The organism is Streptomyces sp. NPDC002265, from assembly GCF_040296125.1.
Lineage (GTDB): Bacteria > Actinomycetota > Actinomycetes > Streptomycetales > Streptomycetaceae > Streptomyces.
Map to the genome: position 1 here is coordinate 1 of NZ_JBEOWS010000078.1, position 15845 is coordinate 15845.

The 15845-nt window shown below is 71.6% G+C and carries 12 protein-coding genes and 1 riboswitch; of the genes, 6 read left to right on the forward strand and 6 right to left on the reverse strand.

Translation table 11 applies throughout. From position 1 onward, the window contains the following. Positions 1-158 precede the first annotated feature (158 nt). The 4 genes from ABT085_RS16430 to ABT085_RS16445 form a co-directional block, all read right to left on the reverse strand. Positions 159-854 carry a GntR family transcriptional regulator gene (locus tag ABT085_RS16430; protein ID WP_351607372.1) on the reverse strand — a complete coding sequence of 232 codons (696 nt, stop codon included), beginning with the start codon at positions 852-854 and terminating at the stop codon, positions 159-161. Positions 855-1067: 213 nt separating this feature from the next. Beyond that, positions 1068-1820, reverse strand: coding sequence for a M23 family metallopeptidase (locus ABT085_RS16435; protein WP_351607374.1), 753 nt, complete (start codon positions 1818-1820; stop codon positions 1068-1070). 13 nt (positions 1821-1833) lie between these two features. After that, positions 1834-1998: riboswitch (cyclic di-AMP (ydaO/yuaA leader) on the reverse strand. A gap of 210 nt (positions 1999-2208) precedes the next feature. Beyond that, the gene (locus tag ABT085_RS16440; protein ID WP_351607377.1) at positions 2209-3597 is read right to left on the reverse strand and encodes a M16 family metallopeptidase; all 1389 of its coding nucleotides are present in this window, start codon (positions 3595-3597) and stop codon (positions 2209-2211) included. Further along, positions 3594-4997 carry a M16 family metallopeptidase gene (locus ABT085_RS16445; protein ID WP_351607380.1) on the reverse strand — a complete coding sequence of 468 codons (1404 nt, stop codon included), beginning with the start codon at positions 4995-4997 and terminating at the stop codon, positions 3594-3596. The genes ABT085_RS16440 and ABT085_RS16445 overlap by 4 nt, the downstream gene beginning before the upstream one ends. A 269-nt stretch (positions 4998-5266) precedes the next feature. Between ABT085_RS16445 and ABT085_RS16450 the strand changes: the two genes are divergently transcribed. Further along, complete coding sequence (locus ABT085_RS16450) at positions 5267-7723, forward strand: DNA gyrase/topoisomerase IV subunit A (RefSeq protein ID WP_351607383.1); 2457 nt, start codon at positions 5267-5269, stop codon at positions 7721-7723. 59 nt (positions 7724-7782) lie between these two features. Here ABT085_RS16450 and ABT085_RS16455 read toward each other — a convergent pair whose 3' ends face one another. Next, on the reverse strand, positions 7783-8853 hold the full coding sequence (locus tag ABT085_RS16455; protein WP_351607386.1) for a CobW family GTP-binding protein: 1071 nt from the start codon (positions 8851-8853) through the stop codon (positions 7783-7785). Positions 8854-9172: 319 nt separating this feature from the next. Here ABT085_RS16455 and ABT085_RS16460 point away from each other — a divergent pair, with 319 nt between their 5' ends. Both ABT085_RS16460 and ABT085_RS16465 read left to right on the forward strand, forming a co-directional pair. Further along, a complete protein-coding gene (locus ABT085_RS16460; protein WP_351607389.1) occupies positions 9173-9724 on the forward strand; it encodes a DUF6082 family protein in 552 nt (183 codons plus the stop codon). Between the two features lie 146 nt (positions 9725-9870). After that, positions 9871-10107: a hypothetical protein gene (locus ABT085_RS16465; RefSeq protein ID WP_351607391.1), complete on the forward strand. Its 237-nt coding sequence runs from the start codon at positions 9871-9873 to the stop codon at positions 10105-10107. A gap of 182 nt (positions 10108-10289) precedes the next feature. Here ABT085_RS16465 and ABT085_RS16470 read toward each other — a convergent pair whose 3' ends face one another. After that, the gene (locus tag ABT085_RS16470; RefSeq protein ID WP_351607393.1) at positions 10290-11456 is read right to left on the reverse strand and encodes a citrate synthase/methylcitrate synthase; all 1167 of its coding nucleotides are present in this window, start codon (positions 11454-11456) and stop codon (positions 10290-10292) included. Between the two features lie 98 nt (positions 11457-11554). Between ABT085_RS16470 and ABT085_RS16475 the strand changes: the two genes are divergently transcribed. The 3 genes from ABT085_RS16475 to ABT085_RS16485 all read left to right on the forward strand — a co-directional run bounded on the left by ABT085_RS16475 (position 11555) and on the right by ABT085_RS16485 (position 15721). Continuing rightward, entirely contained in the window at positions 11555-12811 is a 1257-nt protein-coding gene (locus ABT085_RS16475) for a citrate synthase (protein WP_351607396.1), read from the forward strand. A gap of 131 nt (positions 12812-12942) precedes the next feature. Further along, on the forward strand, positions 12943-13884 hold the full coding sequence (locus ABT085_RS16480; RefSeq protein WP_351607399.1) for a ferredoxin family protein: 942 nt from the start codon (positions 12943-12945) through the stop codon (positions 13882-13884). Positions 13885-14044: 160 nt separating this feature from the next. After that, complete coding sequence (locus tag ABT085_RS16485) at positions 14045-15721, forward strand: ATP-binding protein (RefSeq protein ID WP_351607402.1); 1677 nt, start codon at positions 14045-14047, stop codon at positions 15719-15721. The last annotated feature ends 124 nt before the right edge of the window (positions 15722-15845 follow it).

Consider the following 15845-nt stretch of genomic DNA (forward strand, 5'->3'; position numbering starts at 1 on the left):
GGCCTTTCCGGCCGACGCGGCTCCGCCGTTTTCACACGACGTTTTAGCATTCTGCGGGCATACGAAGAACGTGCGACGGGAAATTCCCGGCACACGAGATCGAGGGCAGCGGAAATACGTCTCCACCGAATATCTCTTCTTTGTATACGGCGCTTCTGTTAATTCCGCAGACCCGTCACGTTTACGGGATGTTGCGAAGTCCTCACACGGTCGGCGCGCTCCCCCGCGCCGGAGAACCGCAGCCGGTGCGCGGCGCTCGCGCGCTCGGCGTGCAGCGCCGTGGCCGCCCGCGCACGCTCGCCGTCGCCGCGCGCCACCGCGTCCACGATCGCGCCGTGCTCGGCCCAGGACTCCACAGGGTCGGCGGGCGCCTCCGTCGCGTACATCCAGGCGATCTTGTGCCGGAGCTGGGTGAGCGTGGCGGTCAGCGCCTGGCTGCCGGAGGCCTGGGCGAGCGTCTCGTGGAACCATCCGCCCAGGGAGCGCAGATCCTCGCTGTTGCCCCGCCTGGCCCGTTCCTGACCGAGCCGGACCAGGCCGCGCAGCACCTTGAGATGGGCCTCGGTGCGCCGCTGGGCGGCCCGCGAGGCGCCCAGCGGCTCCAGGAGCATGCGCATCTCCAGCAGATCGGAGGCCTCCTGCTCGGTGGGTTCCGCCACGCACGCGCCCGCGTGCCGGCGGGTCACCACGAAGCCCTCCGCCTCCAGCGTGCGCAGGGCCTCGCGGACGGGGACGCGCGAGACGCCGTAGCGCCGGGCGAGGAGTTCCTCGGTGAGCCGGCTGCCACGCTCGTAGACACCGGCGACGATGTCGTCCCGGATCGCCGTGCACACCGAGTGCGCCGGAATACGCATGACCGACCTCCGCCTTAATCCCCGTGAAACGTCGCCGATTGACATGTGTTCAGCGACTCTATTGCAATCGGACGTAATTTCCGACGGGCGGCCGGAATCCAGGGATATTTTTTGGACAGAACGGGTCCGGAAACGCCGAAAGCCCCGGCTCGATGAGCCGGGGCTTCGACAGATCGCGCGGTCCGTCGCCGGACGTCCGCCCGCTGGCGGGTGTCAGACGTTCACACCGTGGCTGCGGAGGTAGGCGACCGGGTCGATGTCCGAGCCGTACTCGGCGGTCGTACGGGCCTCGAAGTGCAGGTGCGCTCCGGTGACGTTGCCGGTCGCGCCGGAGAGGCCGATCTGCTGGCCGGTGACGACCCGCTGCCCCACCGAGACGCCGATGGACGACAGGTGGCCGTACTGGGTGTAGGTGCCGTCGTCCATCTTGATGACGATCTGGTTGCCGTAGGCCCCGCCCCAGCCGGCGTCCACCACGGTGCCGTAGCCGACCGCGTGGACCGTGGTGCCGGTGTTGGCGTGGAAGTCGATGCCGGTGTGGCTGCCGGAGGACCACAGCGAGCTGCTGGCGAGATAGCCCGTGGAGACGTAGGAGCCGGTGATCGGCGACACGAAGGTGTTGAGGCGCTTGCGCTCGGCCTCGCGGGCGGCGCGCTCCTCGGCCTTCCGGGCGGCCGCGGCCCGCGCTGCGGCCTTCGCGTGGGCGATCTCCTCGGCCAGCTGCTCGGCGGCTGCCTGCTGCTGGGCGGCCGCCTGCGCGTCGACCTGCTCGGCGGCCTGGTCGCCGAGGGTGACGACCGGGGTGAGGCCCGTCTGCTCGACGGAGTTCTCGGCGGCCAGCGCGGGGGCCGCGAGGCTGCCGACGACGCCGGTGGTGGCGAGAGCTGCGATACCGGCCGCGTGCGCACTGGTGCGCTTCATCCGGCTGGGACGACGGTGCTTGCCGGAAACGCCCGTGAACGCCATGTAAGGGGCTGGTCCTTTCCTTCCCTCTCGCCTACCGGGTTAGCTGACGGGTTCGGAGCAGGAAGGTCTCCTACGGACCCCCTCGCGATGCGCGCGGGCGTCCGATTCACCCCAGGGACTGCAATGGGTCCCCGGCTCCCCTGGCTCGCGCCGTACGGGGACTCGGCGATGACTGTCCGCTGCCGCGGTTGCGGCGCACTGCCCGACGAACAGTCCAAGTGACCGTACGGGCGCGGTCTTTGGATCATCAAACGGATCGCGGTATTTGTTGCGCACGCCACAGAGCAGACGGGATGTCTCTCCCATAATTCGGACATCCCGGAACGGGCAGGGGCCCCGGCGACCGACGTGTCACCGGGGCCCCTGCCGCGCGCGCGTGCCCTACTCGCTACTCGGCGGACACTACGGTGACCTCACCGATGCCGAGCGCCTCGACGGGCTCCTTGATCTGCGCCGCGTCGCCCACGAGGATCGTCACCAGACGGTCCACCGGGAAGGCGCTCACGGCCGCGGCGGTGGCCTCCACCGTGCCGGTCGCGGCGAGCTGCTGGTAGAGCGTCGCCTGGTAGTCGTCGGGCAGGTACTGCTCGACCTGGTCGGCCAGCGTGGCCGCCACGGCCGCCGCGGTCTCGTACTTCAGCGGCGCCACCCCGACGAGGTTCTGCACGGCGACGTCGCGCTCCGCGTCGGTCAGCCCCTCCGCGGCGAGCGTGCGCAGCACGATCCACAGGTCCGCCAGGGCGGGACCGGTGTTCGGGGTGTCCACGGAGCCGCTGATGGCGAGCATCGCGGCGCCCGTGCCGTCCGGCGCCGACCGGAGCACCTGGCCGAACGCGCGCACGCCGTAGGTGTAGCCCTTCTCCTCCCGCAGGACGCGGTCCAGCCGGGAGGTGAGGGTGCCGCCGAGGCAGTACGTGCCGAGCACCTGCGCGGGCCAGACACGGTCGTGCCGGTCGGCGCCGGTACGGCCGATCAGCAGCTGCGTCTGGACCGCGCCGGGGCGGTCGACGATGACGACGCGGCCGGTGTCGTCGGCGCTCACCGGCGGCACCGGGCGGGGCTCGGCCGAGGAGCCCTTCCAGGCCCCCAGGGTGTCGCCGAGCAGCTCGTCCAGGTCGACGCCCGCGAGGTCGCCGACGATCACGGCGGTGGCGGTGGCGGGGCGGACATGCCGGTCGTAGAAGGCGCGCACTCCGGCGGAGTCGATCTTCGTGACCGTCTCCTCGGTGCCCCGGCGGGGGCGCGACATGCGCGAGGCCGCCGGGAACAGCTCCTTGGAGAGCTCCTTGGCCGCGCGGCTTGCCGGGTTGGCCAGCTCGTGCGGGATCTCGTCGAGCCGGTTGCGCACCAGCCGCTCGACCTCGCTGTCCGCGAAGGCCGGCGCGCGCAGGGCGTCGGCGAGCAGGCCGAGCGCCTTCGCCAGGCGCGAGACCGGCACTTCGAGGCTGAGCCGTACGCCGGGGTGGTCGGCGTGCGCGTCCAGGGTTGCGCCGCAGCGCTCCAGTTCGGCGGCGAACTCCTCGGCGGAGAGCTTGTCGGTGCCCTCCGAGAAGGCCCGCGCCATGATCGTGGCGACGCCGTCGAGACCGGCCGGCTCGGCGTCCAGCGGCGCGTCGAGGAGCACCTCGACCGCGACGACCTGCTGGCCGGGGCGGTGGCAGCGCAGCAGCGTCAGGCCGTTGTCCAGAGTGCCGCGCTCCGGCGCCGGGAACGCCCAGGGCCTGGCCTCGCCCGGCCGGGGCTGGGGGTGGAACTCCATCGTGGCGAGCTCGGTCACTGGGCCGACTCCTCGGTCTCGTCGGTGGCTTCCACGGTCGCCGCGGACTCCGGGTCTTCGGTGCGCTCCGCGGCGTCGGCCTCGTCCAGCGCCTCGGGGGCGGTCGGCTCGTACACGAGCACCGCGCGGTTGTCGGGGCGCAGGCGGGCCTTGGCGACCTCCCGGACCTCCTCGGCCGTCACTTCCAGCACCCGCCCGACGGCGGTGAGGGCGAGCTGCGGGTCGCCGAACAGGACGGCGTAGCGGCACAGTTCGTCGGCGCGGCCCGCGACCGTGCCGAGCCGGTCCAGCCACTCGCGCTCCAACTGGGCCTGGGCGCGCTCCATCTCCTCGTCCGTGGGGCCCTCCTCGGCGAACCGGGCGAGCTCCTCGTCGATGGCGGCCTCGATGACCGGCACCTCGACGTCACCGGAGGTCTTCACGTCCAGCCAGCCCAGGGAGGGCGCCCCCGCCAGCCGCAGCAGGCCGAAGCCGGCCGCCACCGCCGTACGGTCGCGCCGTACCAGCCGGTTGTAGAGGCGGGAGGACTCGCCGCCGCCCAGGACCGTCAGCGCCAGGTCGGCGGCGTCGCACGCGCGCGTGCCGTCGTGCGGCAGCCGGTAGGCGGCCATCAGGGCGCGGGCCGGCACCTCCTCCCGGACGACCTCGCGCAGCTGACCGCCGATGACCTCGGGCAGCGAGCCGTCGCGCGGGGCGGGCTTGCCGTCGTGGGCGGCGATGGAGCCGAAGTACTTCTCGACCCAGGCGAGCGTCTGCGCCGGGTCGATGTCGCCGACCACGGACAGCACGGCGTTGTTGGGCGCGTAGTACGTCCGGAAGAACGCCCGCGCGTCCTCCAGGGTGGCCGCGTCCAGGTCGGCCATCGAGCCGATGGGCGTGTGGTGGTAGGGGTGGCCCTCCGGGTAGGCGAGGGCGGTCAGCTTCTCGAACGCGGTGCCGTAGGGCACGTTGTCGTAGCGCTGGCGGCGCTCGTTCTTGACGACGTCGCGCTGGTTCTCCATGGACTCGTCGTCGAGGGCGGCGAGCAGGGAGCCCATCCGGTCGGCCTCCAGCCAGAGGGCGAGCTCCAGCTGGTGGGTGGGCATGGTCTCGAAGTAGTTGGTGCGCTCGAAGCTGGTGGTGCCGTTCAGCGAACCGCCCGCGCCCTGCACCAGCTCGAAGTGACCGTTGCCCTTGACCTGTCCGGACCCCTGGAACATCAGGTGCTCGAAGAGGTGAGCCAGGCCCGTACGGCCCTTGACTTCGTGGCGGGAGCCGACGTCGTACCAGAGGCACACCGCCGCGACCGGGGTCAGATGGTCCTCGGAGAGCACCACGCGAAGGCCGTTGGCCAAGCGGTGCTCGGTCGCTGTCAGGCCCCCGGAGCCTGCCTCGGCTGTGGCCGTGTGACCCATGGGCATGTACGTCCCTTCGATCGCGGACGCGGTCGTCCGACCGCGCGTTTCGTGCCTGTCCTGCCACTGTATGCAAGCGGGCGGACCATGGGCGAAGTTCCCGCGGGACGTACGCCGAGAGCGAGATCGCGTAGCCTGCGGGCAGTCGTGGAGGCAGGCGCCGCTCCACACCGGGCCGGGCGGCCGACGCCGGGTCCCCGCCCGCACTGTCAGTAGCGCGGTCCACAATGGTCCGCGTCAGAACCCGTTCACGCGTCAGCAAGGAGCCGGCAGCGATGGCCCGCCGCAGCACGAAGACCCCGCCGCCCGACGACTCGTACGAGGAGCGGATCCTCGACATCGACGTCGTCGACGAGATGCAGGGCTCCTTCCTCGAGTACGCGTACTCGGTCATCTACTCCCGCGCGCTGCCGGACGCCCGCGACGGCCTCAAGCCGGTGCACCGCCGCATCGTGTACCAGATGAACGAGATGGGCCTGCGTCCCGAGCGCGGTTACGTGAAGTGCGCCCGTGTCGTCGGCGAGGTGATGGGCAAGCTCCACCCGCACGGCGACGCGTCGATCTACGACGCGCTGGTGCGCATGGCCCAGCCGTTCTCCATGCGCGTGCCGCTCGTCGACGGCCACGGCAACTTCGGTTCGCTGGGCAACGACGACCCGCCGGCCGCCATGCGCTACACCGAGTGCAGGGCCGCCTCCGCCGCGAGCCTGATGACGGAGTCGATCGACGAGGACACCGTCGACTTCGCCCCCAACTACGACGGCCAGGAGCAGGAGCCTGCCACGCTGCCGGCGGCCTTCCCGAACCTCCTGGTGAACGGCTCGTCGGGCATCGCGGTCGGCATGGCCACGAACATGCCGCCGCACAACCTCGGCGAGGTCATCGCGGCCGCCCGCCACCTCATCCGCCATCCGGCCGCGGACCTGGACGCCCTGATGCGGTTCGTCCCGGGCCCCGACCTGCCCACCGGCGGCCGGATCGTCGGCCTCGCCGGCATCAGGGACGCGTACGAGAACGGCCGCGGCACCTTCAAGATCCGCGCCACGGTCGCGGTGGAGACCGTCACGGCCCGCCGCAAGGGCCTGATCGTCACCGAGCTGCCCTTCACGGTCGGCCCGGAGAAGGTGATCGCCAAGATCAAGGACCTGGTCGGCGCGAAGAAGATCCAGGGCATCGCCGACGTCAAGGATCTCACCGACCGTGAGCACGGCCTGCGCCTGGTCATCGAGATCAAGAACGGCTTCGTGCCGGAGGCGGTCCTGGAGCAGCTCTACAAGCTGACGCCGATGGAGGAGTCCTTCGGCATCAACAACGTCGCACTGGTCGACGGCCAGCCGCTCACGCTGGGCCTGAAGGAGCTCCTCGAGGTCTACCTCGACCACCGTTTCGAGGTCGTCCGGCGCCGCTCGGAGTTCCGCCGCACCAAGCGACGCGACCGGCTGCACCTGGTGGAGGGCCTGCTGACGGCGCTCGTCGACATCGACGAGGTCATCCGGCTGATCCGCTCCAGCGACAACTCCGCACAGGCGAAGGAGCGCCTGATGGAGCGCTTCGCGCTGTCGGAGATCCAGACGCAGTACATCCTGGACACGCCGCTGCGCCGCCTGACCCGCTTCGACCGGATCGAGCTGGAGTCGGAGCAGGAACGGCTCAACACGGAGATCGCGGAGCTGACCCGGATCCTGGAGTCGGACGCGGAGCTGCGCAAGCTGGTCTCGGCCGAACTGGCCGCGGTGGCCAAGAAGTTCGGCACCGAGCGCCGTACGGTGCTGCTGGAGTCCGCGGGCGCCCCGGCCGCCGCCGTGCCGCTCCAGGTCGCGGACGACCCGTGCCGGGTGCTGCTGTCGTCGACCGGTCTGCTGGCCCGCACGGCGAACGCGGAGCCCTTCCCGGAGGACCTCGACGCCCACCGCACCAAGCACGACGTGATCATCTCGGCGGTGCCCGCCACCGCGCGCGGTGAGATCGGTGCCGTCACCTCGGCCGGCCGACTGCTGCGGATCAACGTCGTCGACCTGCCGCAGCTCCCGGACACCGCGTCCGCGCCGAACCTGTCGGGCGGCGCCCCGCTCGCGGAGTTCGTCTCCCTCGACGACGACGAGACGCTGATCTGTCTGACCACGCTGGACGAGTCGTCCCCCGGCCTGGCCATCGGCACCGAACAGGGCGTGGTCAAGCGGGTGGTCCCGGACTATCCCACCAACAAGGACGAGTTGGAGGTCATCGCCCTCAAGGAGGGTGACCGGATCGTCGGCGCGGTGGAGCTGCGCACCGGCGAGGAGGACCTGGTCTTCATCACGGACGACGCGCAGCTGCTGCGCTACCAGGCGTCGCAGGTGCGCCCGCAGGGCCGTCCGGCGGGCGGCATGGCGGGCATCAAGCTCACCGAGGGCGCGAAGGTGATCTCGTTCACCGTGGTCGACCCGGCCGTGGACGCGGTCGTCTTCACCGTCGCCGGCTCGCGCGGCACCCTGGACGACTCCGTCCAGACGACCGCCAAGCTGACCCCGTTCGACCAGTACCCGCGCAAGGGCCGCGCCACCGGCGGTGTCCGCTGCCAGCGGTTCCTGAAGGGCGAGGACTGCCTGTCCGTGGCCTGGGCGGGTCCCGTCCCGGCGCGGGCGGCGCAGAAGAACGGCACCCCGGCCGAGCTCCCGGAGATCGACCCGCGCCGCGACGGCTCGGGCGTGTCGCTGCCGAAGACGGTGGGCGTGGTGGCGGGTCCGTTCTAGGACGGGAACTGCTCCAGGGCTCGGTCTCGTCGTAGTCGAGTTCCAGGGCGGGAACTGCCCTAGGACTCGGCCTCGTCGTAGTCGCCGTCGCCCTGTACGTACCTCAGGACGCCCCACATGCCGTGCTCGTCGGCGTGTGGGGCGTCGCTCGTACACGCCTCCAGCTCCTTGCGCAGGGCGGGCGCGTCGATTCCGGAACCGATGAGCACGAGCTGTGTGAGCCGCTCCTCGCCCGGCGCCCAGGCCTGCGGGTAGAACCGCAGGAACCGCCCGACGGCGTGCACGGCGTACCGGTTCCCGGTGTCGTACGGCCCGAAGTCGACGTACCCCTTGATCCGGTAGAGCCCCCCGGGCCTGCTGTCGAGGAAGGTCATGAGCCTGCGCGGGTCGAGGGGCAGCTCGCAGGCGAAGGAGAGACTGTCGTACGCGGTGTGCAGATGCCCCTCGTGCTCACCCGCGGTGTCATGGTCGTGCAGATCGTCGAAGGACAGTTGCCCGAGACGCTCCTCACCGGGACGGCAGTCGAACAGGTACTCGGGATCGATACGGCCGTAGGTGGCCGGTACGACGGCGGCGGCCCGGTCGGTGAGCGACCGGACCAGGCCGAGCACCCGCTCGCCGTCCGCCGCCCGGTCGAGTTTGTTGACCACGACGAGATCGGCGAGAGCCAGGTGCCGGTCGATCTCGGGGTGCTGCGCGCGCGTGTCGTCGAACTCGGCGGCGTCCACGACCTCGACGAGTCCGCCGTAGACGATCCCGGGATGCTCGCTGGCGAGCAGCATCCGCACGAGTTCCTGGGGCTCGGCGAGCCCGCTGGCCTCGATGACGATGACGTCGATGCCGGCGGCCGGCTGCGCCAGCCGGTCGAGGAAGACGTCCAGCTCACTGCTGTCGACGGCGCAGCACAGGCATCCGTTGCCCAGGGAGACGGTGGAGTCGCCGAGCGCCCCCGCCACGGCCATGGTGTCGATCTCGATGGCGCCGAAGTCGTTGACGATCGCCCCGATCCGGCTGCCGCCGCTGCGGTGGAGCAGATGGTTGAGCAGGGTCGTCTTGCCCGAGCCGAGGAATCCGGCGAGTACGATCACCGGAATCTGCGGCGGCCCCGGGGCCGGGCTCGACTGGCTCAACGTACGACCTCTCTCACACCGCCGCGCACACCGGCTCACGACCGGCGCACCTCCGTGGAACGTATTGCCGCCCCAGGATACGAGCCGGAAGAATCCCCGCCGAGTGAACGATTGTTAGCAGCATCGGCGGGGCAGACGTTGGGCATGGCGTCGAAGTGTGCGACCCTCGCTTCCTTCCGTGCGCCTCCTCTCCGCCTCCCCGCCGGTCAGAGCCGCTCGGCACCCTGGAGGCGGCACGCGCCGCCCATCGCTCGCCGGTCCCCACCCGTCGACCCACACTCCGACGACCGGCGGACGGTCGCTTGAATCGGGGATCTACATGGCCATACGGAAGCACTCTGCGGGGAGAGTCGGCTCCGCCGCGCTCACCCTGCTCCTCGTCACCGCCACGATGACGCTGGCCGGGCGGCAGAGGCGGCTCGAGGAGGAGCACCTGCAACGAAGGCGACTGGAGCTGGAGGAGTTGGCGGTCCGCCGCAAGGCCCTGGCGCATCAGCAGCGTATGCACTGGGAGCTGCTCGCCAGGGCGATCGACGACCCCTCGCTCGCCGCGGTGATCGACACCTACGACAAGAGCATCCCGGCCGAGAAGCGTCGTCAATTCCTCTACGCCAACGCCTGGTACACCCACCTCTACCACCTCTACCGTGCGGAGATCCTGGACCGGGAGGAGCTGTACACCTATCTGCGGGAGTTCTTCCAGAGCCCGCTCTTCCGTGAGTACTGGCAGGCATCACGGAGTCAGCGCGCAACCCTGAAGGAGTCGTCCGACGAGGCCCGTATCGGAAAAATGGTCGACGGCCTCGTCATGGACCTCGACGAAGCAGACACCGACGAGTGGTGGGTGGTGGGCAACCCTTCGCCCGAATGACCCGTTCCCACGACGCCAGATGGGTCAACTCACCGTCATCAGCAACACGACTGAGTGACATTCACCCATGCCGCCACGAAGGTCACACCAACACCGCTACGGTTCTGCCCACCACTATGCCCAGAATCCGTAAGGACCGGTATCCCTTGAAGATCGTGCGCCGCATCGGTGTGCCCCCGAGCGCCCGAGGCAGTAACTCAGGAGCCAACTGCCCCGACGTGTTCGAGCTCAGTGACGGTAACTTCGCCGTCATCGGTACCGAGGCCACCGAGGCGCTGGACGGGGAGCTTCCCCTCGACGCTTCCCGCGCAGACTACGAACGTATCGTCATCGTGAGCCGGGAGACCTTGATCCGCGCCAAGGCGGACATTCCCGACGCCTGACGTTCGTTCACGAGCACGAGCACGCGTCCACCCCGACCCGTCTCGCCTCGTCAACCCACCCGGCTGCACACAACCGTTGAGCGCGCCGGGACCGATCCGGCGAGCCGCCCGGCACCCCGTCACCGCTCGTTCAGTCACCGATGAGGCCTGGCGCCAGAACGGCACCAGGCCACACGCGCGCCTCAGGCCGCGTCCGGTACCTTCACCGGCGCTCCCGGCCCCACATACCGCGCCACCGGACGGATGATCTTCGAATCCTCCGCCTGCTCCAGGATGTTCGCGCTCCAGCCCACCGCGCGCCCCGCCGCGAAGGTAGGCGTGAACATCGACCGCGGCAGACCGCAGAGCTCCATGACCACGCCCGCGTAGAACTCGACGTTGGTGTGCAGTTCGCGCCCGGGTTTGAGTTCGGCGAGGATCGCCTCCACCCGGCGCTCGACCTCGACGGCGAACTCCACCCGTGGGCCACCGAACCCCAGCGCGATCTCCCGCAGCATCCGGGAGCGGGGGTCCTCCGTCCGGTAGACGGCGTGACCGAAGCCCATGATGCGCTCGCCCGCGAGCACCCGCTCACGGATCCAGGGGTCGATCCGGTCGGGCGTGCCGATCGCGTCCAGGGTGTCCAGGGCGCGGCTGGGAGCACCGCCGTGCAGCGGCCCCGACAGCGCACCCACGGCACCGACGAGACAGGCCGCCACGTCCGCCCCGGTCGACGCGATGACGCGCGCGGTGAAGGTTGACGCATTGAAGCCGTGATCAATGGTTGAGATCAGATACTGCTCGACCGCACGTGCCTTGCGCGGATCGGGCTCGGCCCCGGTCAGCATGTAGAGGTAGTTCGCCGCGTACGGCAGATCCGTACGGGGTTCCACCGGGGCGAGCCCCGACCGCAGCCGGTGCAGCGCGGTGAGCAGTGTCGGTACGGCCGCGACGGCCACGACCGTGTCCTCCCGGCGCCGGGCGGTGTCGATGTCGTACACGGGGCGGAACCCCTGGGCCGCGCCGAGCAGGGACAACGCCGTTCGCATGCCGGCGAGCGGGCCGGAGTCACCACCGGCCGCGGCGATGGCCGGCAGCGCCGCCCGCACGCCGTCGGGCAGCCGGCGCAGCGCCGCGGTCCCGGCGGCGAAGGCGGCGCTCCGTGCGGCGTCCGGCAGTTCGCCGTGGACCAGAAGGTGCCAGACGTCCTCGAAGCCGCGGGTCCGGGCGAGTTCGACGGCCGAGTACTGGCGGTAGTGGTAGAAGCCCTCGATCCCCCGGACGTCACCGATCTCGGTGTCGGTGACGACGACGCCCGCGAGCCCCCGCGGCACGTCGACACGAGCGGCTGCGGCCCTGTTGACGGACATGATTGCCTCCCTGGAATTGATTGAACTGTCCATGGTTGACTATTTGTCTGTCAATATTGATTGAATCAATATACCCAGGGGCCGCTACCGTGACCTTCATGCGCGATCAAGAGCCCGACGCAGGTCACCCGGGGCGGCGGCTGAGCACCAAGGAGGCCGCCGAGCTGCTCGGCGTGAAGCCCGAGACCGTGTACGCGTACGTGAGCCGAGGCCAGCTCGGCAGCCGACGCCAACCGGGCGGCCGCGGCAGCACCTTCGACGCCAAGGAGGTCGAGGCGCTCGCCCGGCGCAACCGGCGGGAGAGCGGCGGAACGTCCGGCAGCGGCTCCGAGCTGTCCGTACGCACCCGCATCACGCTCATCGACAAGGACCGGTACTACTTCCGCGGCGTCGACGCCACCGAGCTGGCCGCACGGCACTCCTACGAGGAGATCGCCGAGTGGCTGTGGACGGGGCGGCTGCGCCCCGGCGTCACGTTCACCGCCCCCGAGGCGTCCACCGCCGTCGCCCGTCACGCGGTCGCCGCGCTGCCCGAACACACCGGGCCCACCGACCGGTTGCGGGTCGCCGCGATCGCCGCCGCGACCGCCGACCCGCTGCGCTTCGACCTGTCCGAGGAGGCCGTGCTCGGCACCGCACGCATCCTCGTGCCCACCCTCGTCGCGGCGCTGCCGCCGATGCTCCCCACCCACCGCGACACGGGCCCGCTGGCCCACCGGCTCTGGTCGCGGCTGACCGGCCGGGACGCCGACGAGGCGTCACTGCGGGTCCTGGACACGGCACTCGGCCTGCTCGTCGACCACGACCTGGCCGCCTCCACCCTCGCGGTGCGCGTCGCGGCATCGGCCCGGGCCCATCCCTACGCGGCCGTCTCCGCCGGCCTCGGCGTCCTCGAAGGCCCCTTGCACGGCGCCGCCAGCGGACTCGCCCACCGTCTGCTGCTGGAGGTGCTCGACCAGGGGGACGCGGCGCCCGTGATCGCGGAGGAGCTGCGGGCCGGCCGCCGCGTCCCCGGCCTCGGTCACCGGCTCTACCCCGGCGAGGATCCACGCGCGCGTACCCTGTTCACCCTTCTGGAGGACATCCCCCGGGCCGCGCCCGCCCTCGCGGCCGCCCGCGACATCGTGGCCACCACCGCCCGCCACACCCCGCTGCACGCCAACGTCGACCTCGCCCTGGCCGTGCTGACCGCGTGCTGCGGGATGTCGGCCTCGGCGGGCGAGACGATCTTCGCCGTCGCCCGTACGGCAGGCTGGATCGCCCACGCCCTGGAGGAGTACGGGGAGCGGCCGCTGCGTATGCGGCCGAGCGGCCACTACGTGGGGCCGCGGCCGCCGCAGCCCCTCCCGGAGTAGCGACGACGACCGGTCCGGCCGATTCCACGGCAGGACCGGAACCTGGTCACCGGGCCGGACCGGGCCCGGGCGAGGTCGCCCCGGGCCCGGCCGGAAGCCACCACACGCCAAGTCAGGTTAGGCTCACCTCTGTGAGTACGTGTGCGACCGTCTCGGGGGACCTTGACGAGCCCGTTTCCGGAACCGCGGCCACGGCACGGACGTGGCTCCTGCTGGAACAACCGGGCCCATGGGGTGTCAAGGCGCTCACTTCGAGCCACCTGGATCCGGTGCTGGGCCGCGCCCTGGAGGCGGCGGCCGACGGCACGGGCGTACGCATCGCGCTCATCCGCCGCCCCGGCCCGCACGCCGACTTCGGCACGCGGCGCGTCCGGAAGGTCTACGCGGCCCACACCACGCCCGGGAACGTGTGGCTGCACAGCGCCACGACGGCAGCCCCGGAACGCCTGCTCGACCTGGACTTCGCCGCGCTAGGCCAGGGTGACCACCGGACCTTCGCGGCCGCGCTGGGCGGCCGGCCCCACACCGGGGACCCCCTCGCGCTCGTCTGCACCAACGGCAAACGCGACCGCTGCTGCGCCCTGCTCGGGCGCCCGCTCGCGGCGGAGCTCGCCGCCCGCGAAGTGGAGGGCGTCTGGGAGGTCACCCATCTGGGTGGTCATCGCTTTTCGCCGACGGTGCTCGTCCTGCCGCACGGATACGCGTACGGACGGGCCGACGCCCGGACCGTCGTGGAGGCCCTCCAGGGCGTCCAGGAGGGGCGGATCGTCACCCGGGCGTGCCGCGGGAGCTCCGCCTGGGAGCGGCCCGGCCAGGCGGCCGAGCTGGCCGTACGCGCCTCGGTGGGCGAGGACGCGGCGGGCGTGCTGAGCGTCGTACGCACGGACGGTGCCGCGCCACGCTGGGAAGTGACCGTCGCCCATGCCGACGGCCGTCACTGGCGGGTCGTCGTGGCCCAGGGCGCCTGTCTGCCGCCCCGCCCCGAGAGCTGTGGGGTCTCGCTCCTGGGCACACCGGCCCGGATGGACGTGGTGGCGGTGCGCGAGCTGACGACGGCAGCACTGGCGGGCTGACCTCCCCCGAACGAGCGACGGCAGCGCGCGGGCCGACTTCCCCCGAATGAGCGATGGCAGCGCTGGCGGGCTGACCTCCCCCGGGTGAACGACGGCCGCGCCGACGAGCCGGCCGACCTCCCCTCCCGCACGACCCGCGCCCCCGCGTACGGTCGGGGCCATGAGCCCCACTTCACCCGTACGCCGCCTGCGCCTGGGACTGCCCCGGCGGATGTTCTCGCAGGTCCTGCTGATGCAGGTGGCGATCGCCGCGGGGGTCGCGGTCCTGGCGACCGGTCTGTTCCTGGCGCCGCTCGGCCACCAGCTCGACGCCGAGGCGATGCGGCGTGCGCTCGCGATCGCGCAGACCACCGCCGCCCAGCCGCAGATCGCCGAAGACCTGATGAGCACACCGGCCACGGTCGACGGGCCGGTGCAGCGGGAGGCGGAGCGGATCAGGAAGGCCAGCCGGGCCGAGTACGTCGTGGTGATGAACATGGACGGCACGCGCTGGTCGCACCGGGACCCCGCGCAGGTGGGCCGCCCGGTCTCGACCGACCCCAGACGGGCCCTGGACGGGCACGAGGTGATGGAGATCGACAGCGGCACCCTGGGACGCTCGGCGCGCGGCAAGGTGCCCCTGCGCGACAGTCAAGGCGAGATCATCGGGGCGGTGTCGGTCGGCATCGAGTACAACAGCGTCCGGGCCCGGCTGCTCCACGCGATCCCGGGTCTGCTGGCCTACGCGGGCGGTGCCCTCGCCGTCGGCGCGCTGGCCGCCTGGCTGATCTCCCGGCGCGTCCAGCGGCAGACCCGCGACCTGGCCTTCTCGGACATCTCCGCGCTGCTGGCGGAACGCGAGGCGATGCTGCACGGCATACGGGAGGGTGTCGTCGCCCTGGACCGGGCCGGCCGCATACGCCTCCTCAACGACGAGGCGCAACGTCTGCTGGACCTCGGCGAGGAGGCCGTCGGCGAGTCTCCCGACCAGGCGCTCGGCGAGGGACGTACGGCGGACGTGCTGGCCGGCCGGGTGACCGGCACCGATCTGCTCACCGTCCGCGGTCAGCGTGTCCTCGTCGCCAACCGCATGCCGACCGACGACGGGGGCGCCGTGGCCACCCTGCGCGACCGCACCGAGCTGGAACAGCTCGGCCGGGAGCTGGATTCCACACGCGGCCTCATCGACGCGCTGCGCGCCCAGGACCACGAACACGCCAACCGGATGCACACCCTGCTCGGCCTGCTGGAGCTGGAGATGTTCGACGACGCGGTGGAGTTCATCGGAGAGGTGGTCGGCGACCACCGTGTGACGGCGGAACAGGTCACCGAGAAGATCCAGGACCCGCTGCTGGCGGCCCTGCTGGTCGGCAAGGCGACCGTGGCGGCCGAGCGCGCTGTCGCCCTGTGGGTCTCGGACCGCACCTGGCTGCCCGACCGGCTCGTCGATCCCAGGGGACTGGTCACGGTCGTGGGAAACCTGGTGGACAACGCGCTCGACGCGGTCGCGGGCACACCGCACGCACGCGTGGAGGTCGAACTGCGCGCCGAGGGCCGTACCGCCGTGCTGCGGGTGAGCGACACCGGTCCCGGGATCCCGGCGGAGCGACGGGAGCTGGTCTTCGCCGAGGGCTGGTCCACCAAGGAGCCTCCCCCGCACGGTCAGCGCGGCATCGGACTCCCCCTGGTGCGCAGACTCGCCGAACGGCAGGGCGGCACGGCGACGGTGGGCGACGCGGACGGCGGGGGTGCGCAGTTCACGGTGGTCCTGCCGGAGGCGCTGGCCGAGGCGGAGCTGGACCCCGCCCGCCCCGTGTCCGCGCGGGCCACGGCGTGGGGGGAGACAGGGTCGTCGTGAGCGGGGCGATCGTCCGGGAGCGCGGCGGCGCGGACCGCCCGGAACACCGTCAGGTGGGGGCGGCCCGCGCCTGAGGCACCACGGACCGTGGGGGCGGGGCTGTCACCGCGCCGCCCCCTGGGAG